Consider the following 24103-nt stretch of genomic DNA (forward strand, 5'->3'; position numbering starts at 1 on the left):
CTAGCGCAAGTGAGGCGGTTTACCGGGACCGGGTACTGCATACTGCAAGCTGACCCGCCTCGCCCGGAGCTCTATACGGGCGCAGCACGCACCTGAATTCGCCTCCGCTGTCCCCGTCCCGCGAGCTCGCCATCGTGCTACCTTCCCATCTCGTCCCCGCCCCGTACGTGGCACTGCCCTACGTCAGCGGTATCATTCCCGTCGGTGCAACCTCGTGCCCGCCCCCCATGACCCGCCTCGCCCGGCATCTCGCCCGTGTCTCATATGAGCACCAGTCCGCATCTGCCTTCGCCTCCGCCGGCCCCATCCCGGCCCCATCAGCCACTGCCTCCGCCATCGCCGTCCCGGCCGCACCAGCCCCGCCGGCCCCATCCCGGCCCCATCAGCCACCGCCTCCGCCGTCGCCGTCCCGTCGCCGCACGCGCACTATCTCGCGTGCGGCCCGCTGCTCGGGCAACTACACGCCGGAGTACGCCATGAAGCCGCCGTCCACGGGCACGACCGTGCCGGTGACGAAGCCGGAGGTGTCGGCGTCGACGAGCCAGAGCAGCGTGCCGAGCAGGTCCTCCGGAACGCCGAAGCGGCGCATCGGCGTGTGGGTGATGATTTTGTGGGAACGCTCGGTGAGCGATCCGTCTTCATTAGTCAGCAGGCTTCGGTTCTGTTCCGTCAGGAAGAAGCCGGGGGCCATGGCATTGACGCGGATGCCGGACTCGGCCAGATGCACGGCCAGCCATTGGGTGAAGTTGTTGATCGCCGCTTTGGCCGCGCTGTAAGCGGGCACTTTGGTCATCGGGCAAGGGGCGCTCATGGACGAAATGTTAAGTACGGTCGCTCCGGGCCGCCCGATCATGTCTTTGGCAAAAATTTGCGTCGGGATCAACGTCCCGACAAAGTTAAGGTCCATGACGGTGCGCACGCCGTTCAGACTAAGGTCAAAAAAGGTGGCCACGCCAGGGTCCGCCAAGTCCTCATTCCGGAAAATTTCGTTTGTCGTATTGGCGCTGGCTTGGTTGCCTCCGGCACCGTTGATCAAAACGTCGCACGGGCCGAGTTTTTCACGCACGGCACGTTCGGCATCGCGCACGCTATCCGCATCCGTGACGTCGCAGGCCACCGCGATCGCGATGCCGCCGAGACGGCGGATTTCTTCCGCAACCTCTTCGCCGCGGCTCAGGGTGCGGTTCAATACCGCCACCTTCATGCCTTGGCGGGCCAGTTCCAGCGCCATCGCCCGGCACAGCACGCCTGAACCGCCGGTGATGACCGCTGTTTTCCCTTCTAAAGATGCATGTTTAGGCAGTGGGCACATAACCGTCTTCCTCCTTCAATGTGGACGCAGTTGCTTGTGAGGAAAAAGCGTCCCACAGCCCCCATAAATACATGATCCCGAGCGCCCGGTCGTACAGACCATAGCCGGGCCGGCAAATTTCGCCCCACAGATGGCGCCCGTGATCGGGCCGGCAATACCCATTGAAACCGCTGTCATAATAGGCTTTAACAATACCGCGAATATCGACCGTTCCGTCAGACGTACGATGGGAAGTCTCGATGAAATCCCCGTTTTCAAATACCCGGACGTTACGGATATGCGCAAAAGGAATCCGGCCCTGGAATTCATGGATCATGTCTACGATATCATTGTCCGGGTTGGCCCCCAGCGATCCGCTGCACAGCGTGATACCGTTGGCGGGACTATCGTGCAGGGCAAGGAATCTGCGGAAACCGGCCTGGTTGGTCAAGATCCGTGGAAGTCCAAAAATCGGCCAAGGCGGATCGTCCGGATGAACGCCCATCAGAATCCCGTTTTGTTCCGCGACAGGGATTACCGCATCCAGGAAATACTTCAAATTGTCCCAAAGATCCTCTTCCGACACGTCCCGATATGCCTCGAACAAGGAAGTCAGATGCTCGAGCCGTTCGGGTTCCCAACCCGGCATCGTCAGGGCACTGTTTTGATTGATCGTGTTTACCAGTTCGAAAGGATCGACGCCGCGGATTTTGGCCTGTTCAAAAAAAAGAGCGGTCGAGCCGTCATCCATCCCCTTGTGCAAATCGGTCCGCACCCAGTCGAATACGGGCATGAAATTATAGCAGATCACCTTTACGCCGGCCTGGGCCAGCTTTTCGATCGTCCGGATGTAGTTGCCGATATAATGATCGCGGGTGGGAAGGCCCAGCTTGATGTCCTCATGGACATTCACGCTCTCCACAACCTCAATATGCAAACCGTGTTGATGCGCCAGTTGCCGGACCTCCATAATCCGCTCCAACGGCCATTCTTCTCCCGCCGGGATATCGTGAAGAGCCCAAACAATGCCCTCCACACCGGGGATTTGTTTTATTTGTTCCAGCGAAACCGTGTCATTGCCTTCGCCGAACCAGCGAAATACCATTCGCATGACTTCACCGCCTTATTAAGTATGAAAATAGGAATGTAAGTTATGTGAGCCTCGTTACGGTTACTGTTACTTGGTTGCAGTGAAATAGTCCGGAAATTTCTCCTGAAGCACGTTCAGATTCGCAATGCTTAAAGTCAAATGTTCTTTCATCATCTGATCGGCACGGTTTTCATCCTGCGAACGGATGGCTTCGGCCATTTGACGGTGCTGCTCATACAAATGATCCCAATGCGGATCCGTCTTCAGCCACATAACCCGGGTCCGGTTCAGATGAGCGTTCATTTGCTGAATGACTGACCACGTGCCAAGCTTATGGCAGCCTTCGAACAATATGCGGTGGTACTCTTCGTCCAGCGCAAACATGGACTCTTCGTCATGCTTTTGCAGACTTTCCCGCTGCTGATCCAGGTTGCTGTCCATAGCGGCCAAATGTTCCGCAGGAAAGCTCCGGCAAGCCAACCGAATGACGGCCCGTTCCAATTGTTCCCGCATAAACCGCGCCTCTTCAACGAGGTCCGGGTCAATCAGCGAAACCCGCGTCCCCCGCTGGGGCAGTACCAGAACGAGCCCTTCTTGAGCCAGGCGAACGAAGCTTTCCCGGACAGGGGTTCGGCTGACCTGAAAGGCGACGGACATTTCTTTTTCCGACAAGGCCGTTCCCGGAGGGAGTTCCATAGAGACAATCTGCTGCTTTAACTGGGCATATACACTGTTCCCGGCTGAACCCGGCTGCGAATGTAACAATTCTTTCAAACGATCACCTCCTATTTTGTTCCATACTACCATACTTGTATGGTAGTATGGAACTGAAAAGATGGAAAAATTTTATCTCTTCATAAAACTGCCTCATTTCAATTATTTACTTTATTTGAATCCGCGGGGGGACGACGGAACATGCAGCAGTGGGACTTGGAAAATTTGCTTTTGAACGGCACCAGCGCCAAGAGACTTTATCATGGCTATGCCGCCGGGATGCCTATCTACGATTATCACAATCATTTGAATGCAGGCGATGTGGCCGCAAACCGGAGCTTTCGCAATCTGACCGAGCTGTGGCTGGAAGGAGATCATTACAAGTGGCGGGCGATGCGCTGGTTGGGCATTGATGAGTCCCTGATTACCGGCGACGCCGACGATTTGGCCAAATTCAAGGCTTGGGCAGGCGCCGTTCCGAGGCTTGCGGGAAATCCGCTTTATCATTGGAGCCATTTGGAGCTGCAGCGTCACTTTGGAATCGAGGAGCGGCTTAGCGGGGAAAATGCGGAAGACATCTGGCACCGCTGCAATGAGCAACTCGCGGACCGGTCGCTTCATGCTGCGGGCATTCTGCAAAAATTCGATGTGCGGGTGGCTTGCACAACGGATGATCCGGCGGACGGACTGGAGGCGCACCGGCAGATACGGCAAAGCGGCGGAATGCATACTACCGTCGTTCCGACCTTCCGGCCGGACCGGGCATTGGACATTCAAGCGGCTGATTTTAACCGATATATGAAGGAACTTGGATGCAGGGCGGAAGTACATATTACAGATTATGCAAGCCTGATCCAGGCCTTGGCACGGCGGATGGGGGAGTTCCACGAGATCGGGTGCCGGTTATCCGATCATGGTTTCGGGGAGTTCCCGTATGAAGCAGCAACGGAGTTGGAGGTACGGAGTATTTTTGCCAAAGCGATGCACGGAGAGACCCTGAATGCTTCCGAGGTAGCCAAGTACCGGACGTTCACCTTGCTGCGTCTGAGCGAAATGTATCATGCCCGCGGGTGGGCCATGCAACTGCATATTGGAGCGATACGCAATAATAATGAACGGATGACTGCGCATTTGGGGAAAAATAGCGGCTTCGACTCGATTCTGGACTATCATTTAGCGGTCTCGTTGAACGCGTTTTTGAACGAATTGGACAAAGCCGACCGCCTTCCGAAAACTATCGTATACAGTTTGTACCCTTACCATTACGAACTCATTGCCACGACGATCGGCAACTTTCAGTCCGGAGAGACGGCCGGAAAACTGCAGCTTGGAGCCGCATGGTGGTTCCATGATCAAAAGGAAGGGATGCTTCAGCAGCTTAAGGCGTTGTCTTCGGTCGGAGTCCTTAGCGCTTTTGTCGGCATGCTGACCGATTCGCGCAGCTTTATGTCTTTCCCGCGCCATGAGTATTTCCGGCGGGTGCTGTGCCGATTGCTCGGAACATGGATGGATGAGGGCGAATTGCCTGCGGATTACGATGATATCGGCGGAATGGTGCAAGACATTTGTTTCGGGAATGCGCAACGATATTTCGGCATCCCCGAAAGCAAAGCTTGATTTGGGTAAATTTCGGCGCGATCTGCACATGGATCGCGCCGGTTTCCTTTGGTACTTTTGTGGTAGCGCTATCATAAGGAAGATGAAAGGATGGTCAGTACATTGACTGGACAAACAGGAGCTTTTTATACGGGGAAATACAGGAACTTGCTGGCAGAATACGGATATGCCGAACAGGAAATACGCGAACGTTTGGAACAAACCTGGCAGGCGATGTTTGAAGGCGACGAAGACACGCGGATTTATCATCAGTCCGGTGACGATATGGGATACATGATGGATACGGGGAATTTCGATGCCAGGACGGAAGGGATGTCCTACGGTATGATGATGGCGGTTCAGATGGATCGTCAGGATATATTCGACCGCCTGTGGAGATGGACGATGACCTATATGTATATGACCGAAGGAGAAAACGCGGGTTATTTCGCCTGGTCCTGCGCTACGGACGGAACAAGGCTGTCGGACGGGCCTGCTCCGGATGGCGAGGAGTATTTTGCGATGGCGCTGTTTTTTGCTTCCCACCGCTGGGGTGACCGGGAAGCGCCTTTCGACTACGGAACGCAGGCGCGGGATTTACTCCGCATATGCATTCACAAAGGGGAGAAGGGTACGGGCCATCCGATGTGGAATCCGGATAACAAGCTGATTAAGTTCATTCCAAATTGCGAATTCTCCGACCCTTCCTATCATCTGCCGCATTTCTATGAATTGTTCGCGCTGTGGGCTTACCCGGAGGACCGGCAATTTTGGAAAGAGGCGGCTGAAGCCAGTCGGGAATATTTAAAAATCTCCTGTCACCCCGAAACCGGGCTGGCGCCGGAATATGCCCATTATGACGGGACGCCGAACAACGAGCGGGGATTCGGCCACTTCTATAGCGATTCGTACAGAGTAGCGGCAAATTTGGGGCTGGATTGGGAATGGTTTGGGGCGGAGCCTTGGGAACGCGGCGCAGCGGATAAAATCCAGGCCTTTTTCGCGGATAAGCAGCCGGACGATTATCGCAGATATACGATAGCCGGTGAACCGTTCGATGAAAAATCGCTGCATCCCGTCGGCCTGCTGGCGACGAATGCCATGGCGTCACTGGCCACAGAGGGACCGCAGGCAAAGGCAAGCGTGGATCTGTTCTGGAACACGCCGCTGCGGACCGGGGGCCGGAGATATTATGACAATTGCCTTTACTTGTTCGCGTTGATGGCTTTAAGCGGAAACTACCGGATCTGGAAGCCGTGACTCGCACTCGCTGAGGATCTCGGAAAGCCAATCAAGGATCACGAACTCAAGCTTAATCAGCCAGGGTTGGCTAGGGCTTCAAGGGCAATCGGCTACCCCGAGTGCTTAGCCAATTGCCCTTGAAGCATTCCTTCTTTCCATCGGCAAAATGCTTGCCAAGGCTGCCCGCTTTCCAACAGAGACTTGCTTGTGTAAATGCCTTCCTCCACGGAATCGGCGAGTCCGACCAGGTTGAGGCGAAGCGCTCCGTTCAGGATCACCTGGTTGATGAACGCCACAGGGGCTTCTCCGGTCAACACGGTTTCCGTGATCCGCAATTGCTCGGCGGCCGTCCAATCGGTGTCCGGAATAGTGGCTTCCAACCCGTATGCCTCCGGATCGATCACATGCAATTTTGCGTCTCCGTTTTCGACGTAGTAAGTGCGGGTAGGGCGGTCGATATATGCATCCTCCGAACCTTCCACGCCTTGGACGATCAAGGCTTTGCGGTAATTTAATCTTTGGAGAAGCTGGGCTGTCCGGTCAAACACCGTATTATGGAACACGCCGTACACGAGATAAGGGGAGTGGCTGTAGTCCACCAGCTTTTCCACGGTGTTTAGGATAGTTCGCAGACCCAGTTCTTCGCGGATTTCCCGCAGGCTTCCGAGTGGCGGGCACCATAATTCGGAAGGTACGAACAAAACTCCGGTCCGGTCGGCCGTTTGTAGCGCCCGGTCGCGGGTTAGTAGGGTATCGCCCAAGCCCATTTCCCGGAGCAGGTCGGGCAAAGTGACTCCCCATTTAGGGGGAAGCGACTCGGTGCCGTGCAAGGTAACGGGTGTTCCGGCAGCAGCTACGACAAAGGCAGTGGCGAAGCCGGCCATGAAGGATGATTTTCTTCCGTCGTAAGGGCCGGCGCAATCGAGTCCATCCGGGCGCGGCGAGCGGACGGCATGGCTGCGGCAGATTTTAACGAAGGCATACAGTTCATCCACGCTCTCCATCTTGATCCGTTCCGCCAGGAAAAAGGCGCCGATCTGAGCCGGAGATGCCGTTCTGTTCAAAATCATCTCCGCCGCGGCGAGAGCCTCTTCATAGTTCAGGTCGCGGGCACCTCGCTTGCCCCGGCCCACTTCCTTCAAGATCTCTGTCATGTTCATGGAAGATCCTCCTCTTGTACGTCTTGTTCAGGCTAAGTTCTTAATTGTTGGTGCGCTTTGACGATCGACGTTGCGATATCCACGATTCGTTTCCGCTCGTTCATCGCCCGCTTGCGGAGAACATCGTAAGCCTCCGCTTCCGGGATTCGGTTAATTTCACACAAGATCCCCTTGGCCAGATCGATCCATTTCCGTTCCTCGAGCCGGGAGACGAGCTGAGCTCGTTCATCCATCCAGTGCTGGCGTTCAAAAAAATGTTTGGCACCGAGATGAAGACCCCAATGCAGCTCGTGAGCAGACATGGATGGGGTCAGGATGCCGTCCACGGCGATGTCGTCTTCGCAGGACTCCAAAGAGGCAGCGGCCGTCGCTGGGCTGCACCACCAGAGGAGCGGAACGGCCTTCCATTTTGACAATAGATGTTCCCAGCCGGTAATGCCGGCAATAGGCAAGTCAAGGACGACAGCATCCGCTTCCCGGATTCTTTGCCGGATCTCCTCTTCCAAACTGGAGGTGAACACCTGGTATCCGTTACATTTCAGCATGACCTCAGGCTCGGCGATGGAATAGGAAGCGGAACTGGAATTGGAATTGGAATTGGAAATGTCCCTGACCGGATCCGTATCTTTTGGGGAAGTCTGTTCGCGAATAACCAGAAGAAAGCGCATCGGGAGTATAACCCTCCTCTCTTTAGCGGACTTTAAAGTTTTAGTTCCAAATATTTTTAGTCATAAAACCTGACACGGGTTCGGTTTGGCAATGATTTTAATTGTATTTTGGCGCTATATTTCTGAAAAATCAATATAATTTTCACAACATCTCTTAAAAAAGATGAAAAAAAGGCTAAGAGCAAGACCTTTTCCATTTAATTAACAATTTAAGTTATGAAACCTAACATATTTTAGATTTTATTTTATTTTTATGTTATATATATTGACATTATCAAAATTGTTGGTTATATTAACGTCAACAAATCAAATTTTATATTTCTTCCGGACACAATGGGGTGTTCGGTGAAGCGGCAACGGAGCCTGTCTTCGCATGAAAGAGGGAAAGTCATGAATGCTATATTCATGTCTGTTCCCCGGCGGAGCGGGCTTTTTGTGTTATTTTGCACTTCTGCGAGAGATGAGGAAAGACCGGGAGGAGAGAACCGAACATGGGTGAAAAAAAGAGATTAGTACTGGTAGGCAACGGGATGGCGGGAGTGCGTACGATTGAACATGTATTGAAATTGGCACCGGACACCTATGAGATTACCGTATTTGGCGCCGAACCCTATCCGAACTACAACCGGATTATGCTATCCTCGGTACTGGCAGGCGGATCCGACATGAAGGACATCGTGATCAATGATTGGGATTGGTATTCGGAAAACCGTATTAGCCTGTATACGGGAGACGAGGTTACCCGAATCGACACAGGGAACAAGAGGGTAATCTCCAAATCGGGAGTGGAGGCGAAATATGACGCACTAATTTTGGCGACCGGCTCCAATCCGTTTATGCTTCCGATCCCGGGTGCGGATAAAGAGGGCGTGATCGGGTTCCGGGATATTCGGGATTGCGATCTTATGATGGAAGCCTCCAAAAAATACGCCAAAGCGGCTGTCATCGGTGGCGGATTACTCGGACTCGAGGCGGCCAGAGGACTGCTGCATCTCGGCATGGACGTGACGGTGGTTCATATTCATCCCTTTTTGATGGAACGCCAGCTCGATGAACCTGCGGCAAAGATGCTGCAACTGGAACTGGAAGCCCAAGGAATGAAGTTTCTGATGCAAAAGCAGACGGCAGGCATCCGGGGGAATCGCCGGGCTGAAGGGCTGGATTTTGCTGACGGCAGCTCATTGTCTGCCGACCTTGTCGTGATGGCGGTAGGCATCAAACCGAACGTGGAGCTCGCGAAATCGGCCGGGATTCAAGTAGGACGCGGTATAGTAGTGGATGATTATTTGGAAACAAGCATGCCCGGCATATTCGCGGTTGGTGAATGCGCAGAGCACCGGGGAATTGCCTATGGTCTTGTTGCCCCGTTGTATGAACAAGGCAGCGTACTGGCCAAGCGATTGGCCGGGGTAGAAACAAACGGATATATGGGGTCGGTCACTTCGACCAAGCTCAAGGTGTCGGGTGTCGACGTGTTCTCGGCAGGCTATTTCCAGGATGCTCCCGGAACGCGGTCGCTGCGGATTCAGGACGATCTGGAAGGAACCTACAAAAAAATCGTGCTGCAGGACGACAAACTCGTCGGAGCCGTCTTGTTCGGAGATACGACGGACGGAGCCTCCCTTTTTTCGAAAATAAAGAGCGGAGAATCGGTGGCGGGAAAGGAAAAAGAGCTGCTGCTCGGATTTGCACCGGGGGGGTCGGGAGGAGATTCGCAGGGCGCGAGGCTTGCGGCCATGGCCGATGATGAAATCATCTGCGGCTGTAACGGCGTCAGCAAAGGCACGATCGTGAAAGCGGTCAAAGACGGCTGCGGCACGGTTGGTGAGATTAAAGCATGCACAAAAGCTTCCGGTTCCTGCGGCGGTTGTAAACCGCTGGTGGAAGGCCTTCTGCAGCTTTACGGAGACGGTGTGACCGGAGAACCGGTTAAAGAAGGAATTTGCGGCTGCACCTCCCTTGCCCGTGAGGAGATTGTGGATAGCATCAAGACAATGGGACTGAAGAGCGTCAAAGAGGTCATGAACGTACTGGAATGGCGGGTGCCGGAAGGCTGCTCCAAATGTCGTCCAGCCCTGAACTATTACCTGGGGATGCTTTGGCCTACCGAATATATGGATGAAAAAGAATCCCGGTTCGCCAACGAGCGGTATCACGCGAACATTCAGAAAGACGGTACCTTCTCCGTCGTGCCTCGCATATACGGCGGTGTGACTTCTCCTGCCGATCTCAAGAAAATCGCCGAGGTTGCAGAGAAGTACGAGGTGCCGATGGTGAAATTCACCGGCGGCCAGCGGATCGATCTGCTCGGCGTGAAAAAGGAGGATCTGCCCAAGGTATGGGCAGAGCTGGATATGCCGTCCGGCCACGCCTACGGCAAAGCGCTGCGTACGGTAAAAACATGCGTGGGCTCGACGTTCTGCCGGTTCGGTACGCAGGATTCCATCGGTATGGGGATTCGGCTGGAGAAAGCTTTTGAGCGGTTGAATACGCCAGGGAAGGTGAAGCTTGCCGTTTCGGGATGCCCGCGCAACTGCGCGGAAGCGACGATCAAGGATCTGGGCGTCGTCGCCATCGATGGCGGATGGGAGCTTTATGTCGGCGGAAACGGCGGTGTGAAAGTGCGGGCCTCGGATTTGCTCTGCACGGTCAAGACGGAGGATGAGGTCATGGAATGGACGGCCGCCTACCTGCAATATTACCGCGAACAGGCCAGTTGGAACGAACGTACCGCCCAGTGGGTGGAACGAGTGGGGCTTGGCACGATTAAGGCGGTGCTGGAAAATCCTGAGGAACGGCAAGTTCTGGCGGGCCGGATCGAAGAAACGCTGAGCCGGACGACGGATCCGTGGAAAGAGATTATTTCAAATGAAGGCTTGCGTAAAAATTTCGAACCTCTGCCCAGCGTTCAGCCGGTTGTTGGATAGCTTCGGCGCAGGTGCGGGAATTTGAGGAATTAAAATAGTTGGACTCATTCATAGGTTGGGAGGAAACGGCGATGTTGACGAAAATCAAGGTGGCCCATGTGCAGGAAATTGATGAGCAAGGGGCGCGTACTTTTGCGGTCGGGGATAAGGAAATCGCCGTATTCAAGCTCAGTGACGGCAGTGTCCGGGCCATAGAGAACCGCTGCCCCCATAAAGGAGGGCGGTTGTCGGAGGGGATGGTGTGCGGCTCGGCCGTTCACTGTCCGCTGCACGACTGGAAGATTGACCTGCACAGCGGCCGCGTGCAAGAACCGGATCACGGTTCCGTAACCGTGTACGACACGGAAGTAGATGCCGCCACCGGCTCCGTTTATATCACACTGGATTAAAAAGGAGGATGAGACCGATGGATCATGTAAAACCTGCCGAAGTGCTGGAATCGATGATTGAGGCGGGGGCGAATAAGGCCCGCTTGACTGCTTTTCAAATGCTGGTCAAAGGTTTTTTGGCCGGTGCGATTCTGGCCTGCGCTACGACACTGGCTTTTACCGCTACCTCGCAAACTTCGCTGGGGATCGTAGGCGCGCTGATCTTTCCTGTCGGTTTCGTCATCATTATTTTGCTCGGCCTGGAACTGGTGACCGGCAGCTTTGCGCTCATCCCGCTTGCGGTTCTGGAGCGTAAAACATCGGTATCCCGGATGCTGGCGAATTACGGCTGGGTCATTGCCGGTCATCTGCTGGGGTGCGCCGTATACGCAGCATTGTATGGCTTAACGATTACCAAAATGGGTACCGATATGAGCCATCCAATGATACAGACACTGATTCAGGCCAGCGAGACCAAGACGCTCGGCTATAAAACGATGGGCATGTCCGGTATGGGGCTGGTAGTCATCAAGGCCGTGCTTTGTAACTGGATGGTTACGCTGGGGGCCGTGATGGCTTTTACCTCGCGGTCCACGGCCGGGAAAATCATCGCGATGTGGCTGCCGATCCTGATCTTTTTCGCTCAGGGGTTCGAGCATGCGGTCGTTAATATGTTTGTCATTCCTGCCGGGATGATGCTTGGGGCCGATGTCAGCTTGTCGGACTGGTGGGTTTGGAACCAGCTTCCCGTATTGGTCGGCAATTTTGTCGGCGGGGTACTGCTCACAGGCTTAGGATTGTATGTTTCGCAAAAACAGAAAACCGCGTTAGGATCAAGCCGCACGTCTCCTTCCGGTTTGCACAGCCAAGGTTCTAATGATGCTCCGGCGGATCACAGGCTGATCCCGGCGGGCGCGCCCGGAACGGGAGAGAGAGCATGATCCGGCCGGGGATCGTAAGTATTGTCGGGGCGGGACCCGGGGATCCGGAACTGATCACGGTCAAGGCGCTCAAGGCCATTCGCGCGGCCGATGTCATCCTGTATGACCGCCTCGTCAACGAGGAACTGCTCTCCTATGCCGCTTCCGGTACGTTACGGATCTATTGCGGTAAAGCTCCGGGACAGCATGCGATGTCCCAGGAAACGATCCAGCGGCGCCTGGTCGAATACGCGCTGGAAGGGAGACGGGTGGTCCGCCTGAAGGGCGGGGATCCTTTCGTCTTCGGACGTGGCGGAGAAGAAGTCCTGGCGCTGGCGGCCCGGGGAATTCCTTACGAGGTGATTCCGGGCATCACCTCGGCGATCGGCGCGGCGGCGTCCAGCGGCGTCCCGCTCACGCATCGCGGGGTGGCGGCTTCCTTCGCCTGCGTGACGGGCAGCCGCTGCCCCGGGGAGAGCGATGGGCAGGGCGGGCCGCCCATCCGCTGGGATTTGCTGGCCCATGCCGTCGATACGCTCGTCATCTACATGGGCGTGGGCCAGCTCAAGGAAATCCGCGCCGAGCTGCTGCGGCACGGTAAGGCCGGATCGACGCCTGTGGCGCTCATCGAGAGCGGCACGACGGGCCGCCAGCGCACCTTCGTCAGCACGCTGACGGAGATGCACAAGCTGGCTGCCGCCGTTCAGCTCAGCAACCCGGCACTGATCGTCGTCGGCGAAGCGGCCGCGATTCGGGAGCAGCTTCACCAGCTGCAGCACCAGGCCTCAGCCATGATCGGCTGAGGTGATCGAGGTAAATACGGCAACATAATAAAACCACCGGATCCAAGGCTTGGCCTTATTTCCGGTGGTTTTTGGGATATGTTCAGATTGAATAGCCCCTGTACTATGAAAATTCATTTTAAGTACAAATAATCGTTGCTAAGCGTCTATTCGGGTTATTGTTAGGTTTCGAAAATGGTCATAGAGTCTCGTATAGCGTGAAATTGAACGCTCATCGTTAATTATAGTTGATTTTTTCATCCATTCCGACATATACCAGATTCCTTTTTCATACTTTCCACTAAGTAAGTAGTAATCTGCCAATTCAGATAATAAACCGACAATTTGATCATCTGTAATTTGTTGGTTGTTAAATTCATTTCCTGCCTGTTCTTGAAGGGATAATATTTCCGCTTCAAATTCATTGAGAATATGATCTACGTCAATCTTGTACCGGTTTGCAGCAATCATAATATTCCATAACCCCGTAAGAAGTTCATTTGCTCTTAGCTTGATGAATCTAACGTACTTTGCTAGCGCCTCCGTATCTCCAGTCATTAATTGAGTCAAATAGACGTTAGCTTGAGCCCATTCCTGAAACTGATTTTTCCAGCGCAGTGTCTCCTCGTCGGTCTCAATGATCCAATCCAAATTAGTGGATTTCTTGGCTATTTGAAGAGCTAACTCATAATTTTCTTGTTCATAGTAAACAGCCCCTATAAGCATGTTGCTATAAGCTATATAAAAGAAAAGTGGTCTAGATGGTTTTTTATAAGACTCATGTCTTTTTCTCTTATTGTGGTGTGACATAGAGTATTGAGCCCTTGCCAGATTATTCAAAGTTACAGCTACTTTATATACTTGGCTCCATCGACGCATTGATCTGTATGTGTTACCTAAATCCTTCAATGCATCTAGCTGATCGATTTCATCAAGCCTACTTACATAATGCTCAAATTGAATCGCAGCTTGATAATTTTGCTCTTGGTCCGTACCTTGGTTTATTAAAAATAGCCGATACTGGCAATATGCGAGTCGTTCCGAATGCTGGTACTTTTCACTGGAAGCTATATTTTCAAATAATAGAGCGGCCGCCTCCACCTTTCCTTGCAGAAAAAAGTCTTCTGCAGTCTCAAATAATAAAGATAAGTACATCAGACTTTCCATTAATAATTCAATAATTTTCTCAATGCAGTCAAGCTTGTCTAACTCCATGCAACGGTACAAAAAAGGTCGAACTCTGCGCCAATCTGGAGTTGTATTACTCAAATATTCATGAATGTACAGACAGTAGAAATGACCTTCGGGTAAGTTCATAACGGAAGTAATTCGGTCTAATTGTTCTACCGTAAAAACTTTTTTCTTGTTAAAGATCGCACTCAGTGTACCTGCGTTAATGTCGGTTAGTTTTGCCAACTTGCGCAAATTTAGAGCTTTTTGTTGTATAAAATCATCAAGGTGTTTTAAAATCGATTTTTTATTGCTCATTACAACTCACCTTTATATTTTAGTTCATAAATCATAATCTAAAATGTTAATATATTACAAACATAATTAACATTAAATAAATGGTCAAATATTTTTTATGGAAATTGCAGCAACATAATAAAACCACCGGATCCAAGGCTTGGCCTTATTCCCGGTGGTTTTTGGTATTTTGCAGTTTTACGTCAAATCCTAAATTTCGTTAGTTGCCCTTCAAGTAAGTACTTAGCCACAACCATGCGTGAAGCCTAATAGCTGAACAAGCCCAGGTGTTTGGACCAGAACGGGAACAGCCAATAACAACATGCTAGTTGCCAAATAATAAAGCGGTCTTCTCTTTTTCATCTTCATACACCTCACTGACCAAATTTTGATAAGTAGTCATTGTTTCAGAAGATGCCAGATTCCTATAACGTTCAAACAATCCTACTGCTTTTATTATACTACTTCTTTTGTTTATTTTTGAAGATAATCCCAAACTAACAAGTACATATTTAAATCCATCGAGATACCTATTCCTATTAAAGTAATAGTAGGCTAATTCATGCGAAAAGTCGGCAAAAGCATTAGCGATTAATTGATTGGTATATGACCCTATGGTCTGTGGTTGTTCAATATAATCGTTAATATAAGCACTAAACTGAAGGAGTGCATCGTCTACATTAAGATTAAATCGATTGGCAGCATCGACAATATTGAAGAGAGCAGGTAGTATTTCGTCCTTTTTGGGCTTGATATACTCCAAGTATTGGGGAAGTATGCCAACATCGCCTGATAATAGCTTGTATGCGTAAATATTCGCTTGTGCCCATTCTTTTAAAATTTCTATCCAATGGATCGTGTCCGGGTCTGACTCCTTTACCCAGTCTAATTCAAGATAAGCATAGGTATAATTCAGTGCTTCTTCATAATTCCTCCGTGCCTCACTTACGCAAGCGCGAAGTAATTTGGCATATGCCGAATAAAAGAATAATGGCCTGCCTGGCTTTTTTCTATTGTCTTTTTCCTCTGAATGATGTGCCCAATAATATTGTACTTTTCCCTTGTATTCCAGCGCTTGCGCAAGCTTGTCTACCTTGTCCCACTTATAAAAAGCCCGATAGGTGTTCGCCAAATCCTTCAATGCATCCAATTGATCGATTTCATCAAGCCGGTCTACATAAAGTTCAAATTGGATCGCCGCCTGGTAATTTTGTTCCTGATCCGTACCTTGTCTGATTAAAAATAGGCGATATTGGCAAAAGGCGAGCCGTTCCGAATGCTGGTGCTTTTCACTGGAAGATATACTCTCAAATAATAAAGCGGAGGCTTCCTTTTTCCCCCTCTGAAAAAAGTCCTCGGCAGTCTCGAACAGCAAAGGTGAATACATCAAATTTTCCATTAATATATCATTTATTTTCTTAATGCAGTCCAGCTTGTCCAGCTCCATGCAACGATATAAGAAAGGCCGGACCCGCCGCCAATCCGGGGTGGAATTACTTAAGTACTCTTCAATGTAATGAGTGTAAAAATGACCTTCGGGTAAATTCATCACGGAAGTAATTCTATCTAAATGTTCTACCGTAAAAACTTTGTTCTTGTTAAAGATCGCGCTAAGCGTACCTGCATTGATATCAGCTAAAGTGGCTAATTTGCGCAGATTTAAGTCCTCTTTTTTTATGAAGTCATCTAGGTGTTTGAGAATGGGGGCCGCAGTATTCATACAAATCACCTTTATTCTTTCTAATTTGATAAAATTCGGGAGTTACTAAGTTCAAAATTTGTTAATATATTACAAATAAATATAACGGTGATTTGATAAGTGGTCAATTATTTTTATCCGAGTTCATAAAATGGTCATAGAGTTGGATACTTCGTGGCCTTTAGTTAGATTAAAAAACAGGGCTGTCTCAAGAAATCAATGATCCGGGAGACAGCCCTGGGAATAAATTAGTTATTTTTGAGCTCGGCTAGCAGTTCGTAAGAACGCAGACGAGCCTTATGGTCATAAACCTGGGCGGCCACGATCAGCTCATCGGCTTGGGTTTCCTGGATGATTTGCTCCAGCCGCGCGCGTACGGTTGCAGGCGAACCGATGGCGGAGAAGCCGAGCTGTCTTTGGACGAGCGCTTCTTCCTGCGGTGTCCAAATGGAATCCATGCTGTCGACCGGAGCGCTAAGCTGGCCGGTCCGGCGGCGGATCAGGTTCAGGAACTGCTGCTCCTGGGAAGTAGCGAGCCTGCGCGCTTCGGCGTCCGTATCGGCTACGATTACGTTGACGCCGGCCATGGCGTACGGCTTCTCCAAAAATTCCGACGGCTGAAAATGGCCGCGGTACAGATCTAGCGCCGGCAGCAAGTAATCCGGCGCAAAGTGGCTGGCGAAGGCGAACGGCAGGCCCAGCGCGGCGGAAAGCTGAGCGCTGAAGCCGCTGGAGCCGAGCAGCCAGATCGGGACGTTCAGGCCTTCGCCGGGAATGGCCCGGACCCGCATCGATGAGCCCGATACGGGCTGGAAATAATCGCGGAGCTCGCGCAGCCGCTCCGGGAAATCCTGCCCGTCGCTGCCCGGCCCGCGCCGCAGGGCTTGCGAGGTCAGCTGATCGGACCCCGGCGCTCTGCCCAGGCCGAGGTCGATCCGGCCGGGGTACAGCGACTCAAGCGTGCCGAACTGCTCGGCGATGACGAGCGGCGAGTGGTTCGGCAGCATAATGCCGCCGGAACCGACCCGGATCGTGCTCGTTCCGGCGGCGACGTAGCCGATTACGACGGACGTAGCCGAGCTTGCGATGCCGGGCATGCTGTGATGCTCGGCGAGCCAGAAGCGGCGATAGCCCCATTTTTCGGCATGCCGGGCGAGATCGAGCGTATTTTGCAGAGATTGAGTTGCCGTACTTCCGGCAGTAATCGGTGCGAGATCCAATATGGACAGGGGAATCGCGGATAACTGTCTGTTATTGGAATCGATAGCAGGATGGAGACCATAATTGAGATCAGACATAGATTCGATACCTCCTGGATAAGTTAGTTTAGCTTGTGAACAGCGGAATATGACCATACCTTGTTGGTTATGAAAAGGTATGTGCTACTCACCTACTTTAGATCACTATCATACCAAAAGTAACTGGGAAATTGAAAGTTGGGGTTTCTTGTATCGTTTGCGGAGGCTCCAAGCGTGCGTTGTTTCAGTTTCGCTGCATGACGGCGGTTGGTCGGCTAGATTGGTGCTTGTCCTTGATGTTGGCTGCGGTATGAGACTAGGATTCCGTATCTGGTGGGAATTTAACTGGAAAACCTCCAGTTATTTTTGGCGAAAGGGAGGTATTTGAATAATTAACTGGAAAACCTCCAGCTAATTTGAGGATTTTGCAGCTGAAGCGGACGAATTGGGGGAATTAACTGTAGAAAATCCAGCTATTTTGATCGACCGGTCCTTTATGCGGAAATTAACTGTAGGAAATCCAGTTAATTTGCCAATTAGCCGTCGAATCCGTTCGTTCGCCCCTAAAACTGGAACAGCATGGACAGCACCCAACCTCCTCTGCATAGTAGATGAAACTTTAATGACTCCAAGTAACTCTCCACTCCCGAGTCCCAGCGAACATCCAAGTAACTCTCCACTCCCGAGCACCAGCGAACATCCAAGTAACTGTCCACTCCCGAGCACCAGCGAACATCCAAGTAACTCTCCACTCCCGAGCCCTAGCGAGCATCCAAGTAACACTCCACTCCGGAGCCCTGCGAACATCCAAGTAACTGTCCACTCCCGAGTCCCAGCGAGCATCCAAGTAACTCTCCACTCCCGAGTCCCAGCGAACATCCAAGTAACTGTCCACTCCCGAGCTCCAGCGAACATCCAAGTAACTGTCCACTCCCGAGTCCCAGCGAACATCCAAGTAACTGTCCACTCCTGAGTCCCTGCGAACATCCAAGTAACTGTCCACTCCTGAGTCCCTGCGATCCTCCAGTAACTCTTCACTCCCGAGCTCTGCCGAGCATCTAAGTAACTCTCCGCCCCCAAGCCCCACTTAGCATTCAAGTAACCGTCCACTCCCGAGCCCCGCTGAGCATCGAAGTAACTCCCCACCCCCCAAGCCCCACCGAGAACGAACACCATCAGTGCTTTTCCTCCTCACGGCACCAACCTGTACTCATCAAATTAACCGTTCCGCACCTAGCAGAGTTGAAGGGCTAGCGTCGGAACACCGGACCCGAACCAGGGGGAGCCCATAGCCCATACTCGGGTTTTGCAAAGGTCACGCTGGGGAGGAGCAAGTTTGGACCCTACCCGAAACAAAAAAACGGCCCGCCAAGCACCGAAGTGCTTGCGAGTCGTTTTCTTTCCCCGATCCACTAGATCCACTCGATCGGATCGAGCCGGATCAGCCTTTCACCGCGCCGGCGACTACGCCTTTGACGATGTATTTTTGCAGGAAGATAAAGACGATGATCGAAGGCAGCACGGCCATTACCATGGCGGTCATGGCATACTGCCAGTCGGAGGTGTATTGTCCGACGAAGGTGTATGCGGCCAGGGTCAGTGTCTTCGTATCCGGCGAGCCGTTGACCATCAGGAGCGGGAGCAGGAAGTCGTTCCAGATCCACATGACGTCGATGATGATGATCGTAGTCGTCACCGATTTCAGCAGCGGGAAGATGACGCTGAAGAACAGCCGGAAACCGGAGGCGCCGTCGATAGTGGCGCTTTCGTCGATTTCTTTCGGAATCCCTTTGACGAAGCCGTGGTAGATGAACAGGGCCAGCGGGGCGCCGAAGCCCCAGTACAAAATGCCAAGCCCCCAAGTGCTGTCGGAGAGATTCAGGTTTTTCGCCATTTGCAGCACGGTCAGCATGATCGACTGGAACGGAATCAGCATCGGCATAATGCACAGGAAATAGATGAGTGAGCTTGCCTTTGACTTTGTCCGTGCCAGCTTATAAGCGGCGATGGAGGAGATCAGGACGATCCCCGCCAGACCCAGAATCGTAATCACGGCGTTATTCAAGAACAGCCGCGGATAGTTGATGAATTTCCATACGTAGGTATAGTTTTCGAACGCCAGCGCTTTCGGAAGCGCGATTACGTCGGTCATGACCTCGGAGAAACTTTTCAAGGAGTTGATGATGGTCAGGAATAACGGATACAGGAATATCAAGGACAAAATGACCATGACGACTTCCAGAACGATTCGTCCCGTTTTTTTCGATTTCATTAGGCCTCAACCTCCCTGCGTTTGAAGATCGTTAATTGAATGACGGTGATAATGAGCACGGCTACGAACAGAATGAGCGCCTTCGCGGTACCGTATCCGTACAAATTGTTTTGGAAGGTGTCGCGGTAAATATCGTAAGCCACGGAATAAGTGGTTCCGCCAGGGCCGCCGCCGGTCAGCGACAGAATGACGTCGAACACTTTGATCGAGTTGGTAAGCGCCATGAATACGGAAATCGTAATCGAAGGAGCCAAGAGCGGCAAGGTGATATTGAAGAACCGGCGTACCGGTCCGGCACCGTCCACGGTGGCGGCTTCCTTCAAATCATCGGGTACCGATTGTAACCCGGCGATGTAGATGACCAGATAGAAACCGATGGATTGCCAAAGCGAGACCAGAAGTACTGAGATGAAGGCCAGACCCGGCTTCCCTAGCCAACTGAGCTGGAAAATTCCCCATCCGGTGCTTTCCCCTAACGATTCGAATCCTTGCATGAATATAAATTTCCAGATAAAACCGACGATAACTAAACTGAGGATGTACGGGATGAAGAATGCCGCTCTCAGCCAGTTGGTCGATTTCAGCTTCATGTCCAGCACGAGGGCCAGCAAAATGGCCAGCACATTGACAAGCACGATATAAAGGATGGCATATTTCACGGTGAACCAGGCAGCGTTCGTAAAGTTGGCGTCCCCCATAAAAATTTGCTTGAAGTTATCCAGCCCGACGAATTTCGGGTGTTTGGAAATCCCGTTCCATTTGGTCAGGGAGTAACGAATAGTCATGATGAACGGATAGTAAAACACTGCGATGACGCTAATCAGAATCGGAAGCGTAAATGCTCCGAATTCCAGTCTTTCGGCCCGTTTTCTCCCTAGCTTCAACATAATGCACCTCTTTTTTCGCAAGCGATCTTGGCGACCGCTCTTGGATTTCTGAATGCTCAAGTCCTCATTTGACTTTTTGAACAACGTCTATAATGTATTATAGAACAGGGCCTATTCTGCCCTAAATGGATTTAAGAAAACAGTTAAGGGTAAAAAGGTGAACTGTAAAAGAGTGAACAGGAAGCCCTCCCTCCGAAGGATGAGAACTATGCTTGAGCGCTTGAAAAGAGCAATAAGGAGCTTGATCGACCGGATGTCGAGACGGCTGGTCAATAAGCTTATTTTGTTTTTTTCCACGATAATTATCCTCGTTGTCGGATCTTTGACCATCATTTCGTATCAGATGATTCAAAAGGAATCCGTCGACAATAGCATGTCCAGTACGGCCAACAATTTAAAGCTGGTTAATCAAAACCTGGAGGATTATCTGGCCGGAATCGAGCAATTGTCGCTGCCGCAGATCCGGTATGACGAACTGATCCGGGCTATCTTGAATGAAGAAGACGATTACGCCGCCAAAATGTACCTGGAGGATTATTTGCGGAGCCTTTTTTATTCCCGGAAGGATTTAAACAGCATATATCTTTACCTGGTCGGTCAGGGCAAATATTATTCGATTACCCAGGAGGCTTACGATATTAAGGTAAGGGTAAGTTATGAGGGCCAAATCCCTTACCAGTCCTGGTACAAAAAGGCCATGGCAAGCCCCAACAACCGGTCTTATCAGTCTTTTGCCGACCCGAACGAGAATACGGGCTATTCGGCGATCGACGATCCCGGCTTTATGGCTTATCACCGCGTGATCCGCTCCATCGCTTCCAAGGAGCCGCGGGCCGTCATTTCATTCTATTTGAAGCCTTCGATGAAGGATGAGATCATGAAGGACATTCCATTTGAAAACGGAGAGCACCTATTGTTCCTTGATCCGGACAACGTGCCTTTTCACCTGGACGATCTGGAGTTCTACCGTCGCCTCAAGCAAGCGGACTTGCTAACCGGGTTGGGACAACGGGAGGAGCAGGAACCGATCACCTGGACGACCGAGGACAAAAAGAAGTACCTGATCGTTTATAATGTCGGCGAGCAGGACGGATGGAAGCTGATTAAACCGATCCCTTACAGCAATATTTATGAAGCCGCGCGGAAAACGCGGGATTTGAACTATCTCATCGGATTGATGTTTCTCGTGATCTCCGTCATTCTGGTGACGCTGATCGCCAACGCCATCACCCAGCCGCTCAAAAGGTTGTCCCATCAAATGAAACGTTTCAGTGAAGGGACGTTTGACGTGGAGGCGCCGGTCAAGGGACGGGACGAACTCGCCTATTTGACCCGGCATTTCAACCGGATGGTTACCCGAACGAATGACCTGATCAATGAGCGGTACAAAATGAAGCTGGTGGAAAAGAACGCGATCCTGAAAGCGTTGGAAGCGGAAATCAACCCGCATTTCTTATACAATGCCCTGCAGGCGATTTCGACCAAGGCGCTGAAAAGCGGAGATTTCGAAGTGGCCGATATGGTCGATGCTTTGGCATTAACGCTTCGATATTGCATAAGCGGGAAAGACATCGTATACGCTAAGGAGGAGCTCGGGCATATCGATCGTTATCTGGCTCTGCAAAAGGCAAGATTCGGCAGCCGGCTCGATGTTACCCTCGAATGGGACGACTCGCTGATGGAGCTCCAAATTCCGAAACTGTCGATCCAGTCGCTGGTTGAAAATTCGATCAAGCATGCCGTAGAGAAGGTATCGGTAGGAATCAGGATCAAGATCAGAGCCGAATTGGAAGAGACCCAGGCGGTAATTATGGTGGAAGACAACGGTCCGGGCATACCGCCCGCACGCATGGAGGAGATTCTGGAGTCATTCCGCACGGAATGGGAGGAGCAGGAAGGGGAGAACATCGGATTGAAGAATCTGAACACCCGGCTGAAGCTGTTATATGGGGAAGAAGCCGGACTAGAAATACAAAGCGGGGAGACCGGAACTAGAATGAGAATGTTGATTCCGCGGGGAGGCCAAAGTCATGTATAAAGTGCTCATTATTGATGACGAGGAGCCGCTGCGCGAAGCGATAACCATTTTGGGCGATTGGGAAGGTCTGCAGGTTGATGAGGTGCTTGAGGCGACGGACGGGAAATCCGGGCTGGAGATGCTGAAGCTGCACAAGCCGGATTTGGTCATGGTGGACATGAAAATGCCGGAAATGAACGGCGTGGAATTCTTGAAAATAGTGGAGACGGAATACCCGGAGTTGTTGACGATTGTGATTAGCGGATATAACGATTTCGAATTTACCCGTCAGGCAATTCACTCCAAGGTGATTGATTATTTGTTGAAGCCGATTAACCGTCAGGACCTAAACCAGGCGCTGCGTAAAGCGATCGGACTGCTGGAGGCGAAGCGCCAAATCCGCAGCGAGTCGATCACCCGCAATATTGCCTACAACATGTCATTGCCTAAGCTGAAGGAAAAAATATATCTGTCGATCTTGGAGCGCAGTTTCAAAAAGCAGAACAATAGTGCGTTTCTGTCCCTGATCGGCGCGGATGACGGCAGCCTTCGCTATGGCGTATTGGTGTTCCGGATCCTCAACATGGAGTCGATCCGCGACAGCCGCTTCAACTCCGATACGGAACTGTTGTATTTTGCCGTGGCGAACGTAATCAACGAGATGTCCGACGGGGGCCTTCAGTGTTTCAGTTTTGCTAACCCGAAGCAGGAGCGGGAGGTCATTGCTGTTTACACCTCACACGGCGGCTATCCTCAGGAGCTGATGTTTCGCTCGGAACAATTGATGAAGAAGGTCGTATCGACCTTGAGCTCGTTGTTCGGCATTATCTGCGCAGGGGGCGTCGGCGCTTCTTGCATGAATGCTTTGGAGCTGTCGGATTCTTATGAGGCCGCCAGTTTGTCGGTCCATTCGGTTGATTTGTTGAAACTTACGGGGAAGGCGGTCATCGGAACGCAGGACAAGCAGCCGACCCGGGACATTCATTCCTTGACCGGGAGGCTGCCGATGCTTCGAAGTACGTTGGAAGCGGGAAATATCCATCAGGCCAAAACGGTGCTTGGCGAATTCGTTAAAAAGGTAAGAGCCTCCGAGTTTTTCAGCCTGGGAGATGCGGACCGCATGATCCGCGAAATCGTCGTGCTTTTTAACGACATGGCATTGGAACTCGGCGTCCCGGCCGACAAAATGCCGTCTTCCGGCGGAGAACGGGCGTTGCGCTCTTTTCATCTGAAAACGGATTTTGCGTCCTTCGATGAATTTGAAGACCTCCTAATGCGGATACTGGAATATTACAACGAGCAAATTCGCCAATCGATGTCGGGAAACCGCTCTTTTCATGTGGACGATATTAAAGAATATATCGATAACCACTATTTTGAAGATATCAAGATTTCCATGTTTACGGAGAAGTATTTTCTTAGCCGGGAGTATCTGATGAAGCTGTTTAAGCAGCAGTTCGGGTACGGAATCCATGAATATGTGCAAAAAGTGCGGATGGACAAGGCCCAGCAGCTACTGGACGATTCTTCCCTGAAAATCCAGGAGATTTCGGAAATGCTCGGCTACAAGGATAAGAATTACTTCAGCAAAGCCTTCAGGAACTATTACTCCGTCTCTCCGTCCGAATACAGAAGTCAGCGTGCGGAAGGGGTTAAAAAGTGAACTATGTCATAACATCACTTTTTTACCCTTAACTCACCACTTATCTACATTTTTATCCTGTACCCTTTTCATTAGAATAAGGACCATAGCAAGCAAGACCAC

Annotated in this window: 18 protein-coding genes; 8 read left to right on the forward strand and 10 right to left on the reverse strand. The window is 51.5% G+C overall.

What is annotated here, in order from left to right; all coding sequences use genetic code 11:
* Positions 1–457 precede the first annotated feature (457 nt).
* The 3 genes from ACLB09_RS14075 to ACLB09_RS14085 form a co-directional block, all read right to left on the reverse strand.
* The gene (locus ACLB09_RS14075; RefSeq protein WP_410770459.1) at positions 458–1312 is read right to left on the reverse strand and encodes an SDR family oxidoreductase; all 855 of its coding nucleotides are present in this window, start codon (positions 1310–1312) and stop codon (positions 458–460) included.
* The gene (gene uxuA, locus ACLB09_RS14080; RefSeq protein ID WP_410770460.1) at positions 1296–2402 is read right to left on the reverse strand and encodes a mannonate dehydratase; all 1107 of its coding nucleotides are present in this window, start codon (positions 2400–2402) and stop codon (positions 1296–1298) included. The genes ACLB09_RS14075 and uxuA overlap by 17 nt, the downstream gene beginning before the upstream one ends.
* Positions 2403–2468: 66 nt before the next feature.
* Positions 2469–3155, reverse strand: coding sequence for a GntR family transcriptional regulator (locus ACLB09_RS14085; RefSeq protein ID WP_410770461.1), 687 nt, complete (start codon positions 3153–3155; stop codon positions 2469–2471).
* Between the two features lie 141 nt (positions 3156–3296).
* Between ACLB09_RS14085 and uxaC the strand changes: the two genes are divergently transcribed.
* Positions 3297–4712: a glucuronate isomerase gene (uxaC, locus tag ACLB09_RS14090; protein WP_410770462.1), complete on the forward strand. Its 1416-nt coding sequence runs from the start codon at positions 3297–3299 to the stop codon at positions 4710–4712.
* Between the two features lie 90 nt (positions 4713–4802).
* Positions 4803–5951, forward strand: a complete 1149-nt coding sequence (locus ACLB09_RS14095) for a glycosyl hydrolase family 8 (RefSeq protein ID WP_410770463.1) — start codon at positions 4803–4805, stop codon at positions 5949–5951.
* Between the two features lie 92 nt (positions 5952–6043).
* Here ACLB09_RS14095 and ACLB09_RS14100 read toward each other — a convergent pair whose 3' ends face one another.
* Both ACLB09_RS14100 and ACLB09_RS14105 read right to left on the reverse strand, forming a co-directional pair.
* Positions 6044–7093: an anthranilate phosphoribosyltransferase gene (locus ACLB09_RS14100; protein WP_410770464.1), complete on the reverse strand. Its 1050-nt coding sequence runs from the start codon at positions 7091–7093 to the stop codon at positions 6044–6046.
* Between the two features lie 32 nt (positions 7094–7125).
* Entirely contained in the window at positions 7126–7761 is a 636-nt protein-coding gene (locus ACLB09_RS14105; RefSeq protein ID WP_410770465.1) for an ANTAR domain-containing response regulator, read from the reverse strand.
* A 491-nt stretch (positions 7762–8252) separates the two neighbouring features.
* Between ACLB09_RS14105 and nirB the strand changes: the two genes are divergently transcribed.
* From nirB to cobA, 4 genes are all read left to right on the forward strand, one after another.
* A complete protein-coding gene (gene nirB, locus ACLB09_RS14110) occupies positions 8253–10688 on the forward strand; it encodes a nitrite reductase large subunit NirB (protein ID WP_410770466.1) in 2436 nt (811 codons plus the stop codon).
* Positions 10689–10759: 71 nt separating this feature from the next.
* Positions 10760–11077: a nitrite reductase small subunit NirD gene (nirD, locus tag ACLB09_RS14115; RefSeq protein ID WP_410770467.1), complete on the forward strand. Its 318-nt coding sequence runs from the start codon at positions 10760–10762 to the stop codon at positions 11075–11077.
* A 17-nt stretch (positions 11078–11094) separates the two neighbouring features.
* A complete protein-coding gene (locus tag ACLB09_RS14120) occupies positions 11095–11997 on the forward strand; it encodes a formate/nitrite transporter family protein (protein WP_410770468.1) in 903 nt (300 codons plus the stop codon).
* On the forward strand, positions 11994–12779 hold the full coding sequence (gene cobA, locus ACLB09_RS14125) for a uroporphyrinogen-III C-methyltransferase (protein ID WP_410770469.1): 786 nt from the start codon (positions 11994–11996) through the stop codon (positions 12777–12779). The genes ACLB09_RS14120 and cobA overlap by 4 nt, the downstream gene beginning before the upstream one ends.
* 138 nt (positions 12780–12917) lie before the next feature.
* Here the strand turns inward: cobA and ACLB09_RS14130 are convergent, their stop codons facing one another.
* From ACLB09_RS14130 to ACLB09_RS14150, 5 genes are all read right to left on the reverse strand, one after another.
* The gene (locus ACLB09_RS14130) at positions 12918–14246 is read right to left on the reverse strand and encodes a transcriptional regulator (RefSeq protein ID WP_410770470.1); all 1329 of its coding nucleotides are present in this window, start codon (positions 14244–14246) and stop codon (positions 12918–12920) included.
* Between the two features lie 304 nt (positions 14247–14550).
* Complete coding sequence (locus tag ACLB09_RS14135; protein ID WP_410770471.1) at positions 14551–15945, reverse strand: transcriptional regulator; 1395 nt, start codon at positions 15943–15945, stop codon at positions 14551–14553.
* Between the two features lie 227 nt (positions 15946–16172).
* On the reverse strand, positions 16173–17222 hold the full coding sequence (locus ACLB09_RS14140) for an LLM class flavin-dependent oxidoreductase (RefSeq protein WP_410770472.1): 1050 nt from the start codon (positions 17220–17222) through the stop codon (positions 16173–16175).
* Positions 17223–18603: 1381 nt separating this feature from the next.
* Positions 18604–19434: a carbohydrate ABC transporter permease gene (locus tag ACLB09_RS14145; RefSeq protein WP_410770473.1), complete on the reverse strand. Its 831-nt coding sequence runs from the start codon at positions 19432–19434 to the stop codon at positions 18604–18606.
* Entirely contained in the window at positions 19434–20321 is an 888-nt protein-coding gene (locus tag ACLB09_RS14150; protein ID WP_410770474.1) for a carbohydrate ABC transporter permease, read from the reverse strand. The genes ACLB09_RS14145 and ACLB09_RS14150 overlap by 1 nt, the downstream gene beginning before the upstream one ends.
* A 208-nt stretch (positions 20322–20529) precedes the next feature.
* Between ACLB09_RS14150 and ACLB09_RS14155 the strand changes: the two genes are divergently transcribed.
* Positions 20530–22359, forward strand: coding sequence for a cache domain-containing sensor histidine kinase (locus ACLB09_RS14155; RefSeq protein WP_410770475.1), 1830 nt, complete (start codon positions 20530–20532; stop codon positions 22357–22359).
* Positions 22352–24001, forward strand: coding sequence for a response regulator (locus tag ACLB09_RS14160; RefSeq protein WP_410770476.1), 1650 nt, complete (start codon positions 22352–22354; stop codon positions 23999–24001). The genes ACLB09_RS14155 and ACLB09_RS14160 overlap by 8 nt, the downstream gene beginning before the upstream one ends.
* Positions 24002–24103: the final 102 nt, after the last annotated feature.

The sequence above is a fragment of the Fontibacillus forbon genome (assembly GCF_046559655.1).
Classification (GTDB): Bacteria; Bacillota; Bacilli; order Paenibacillales; family Paenibacillaceae; genus Fontibacillus.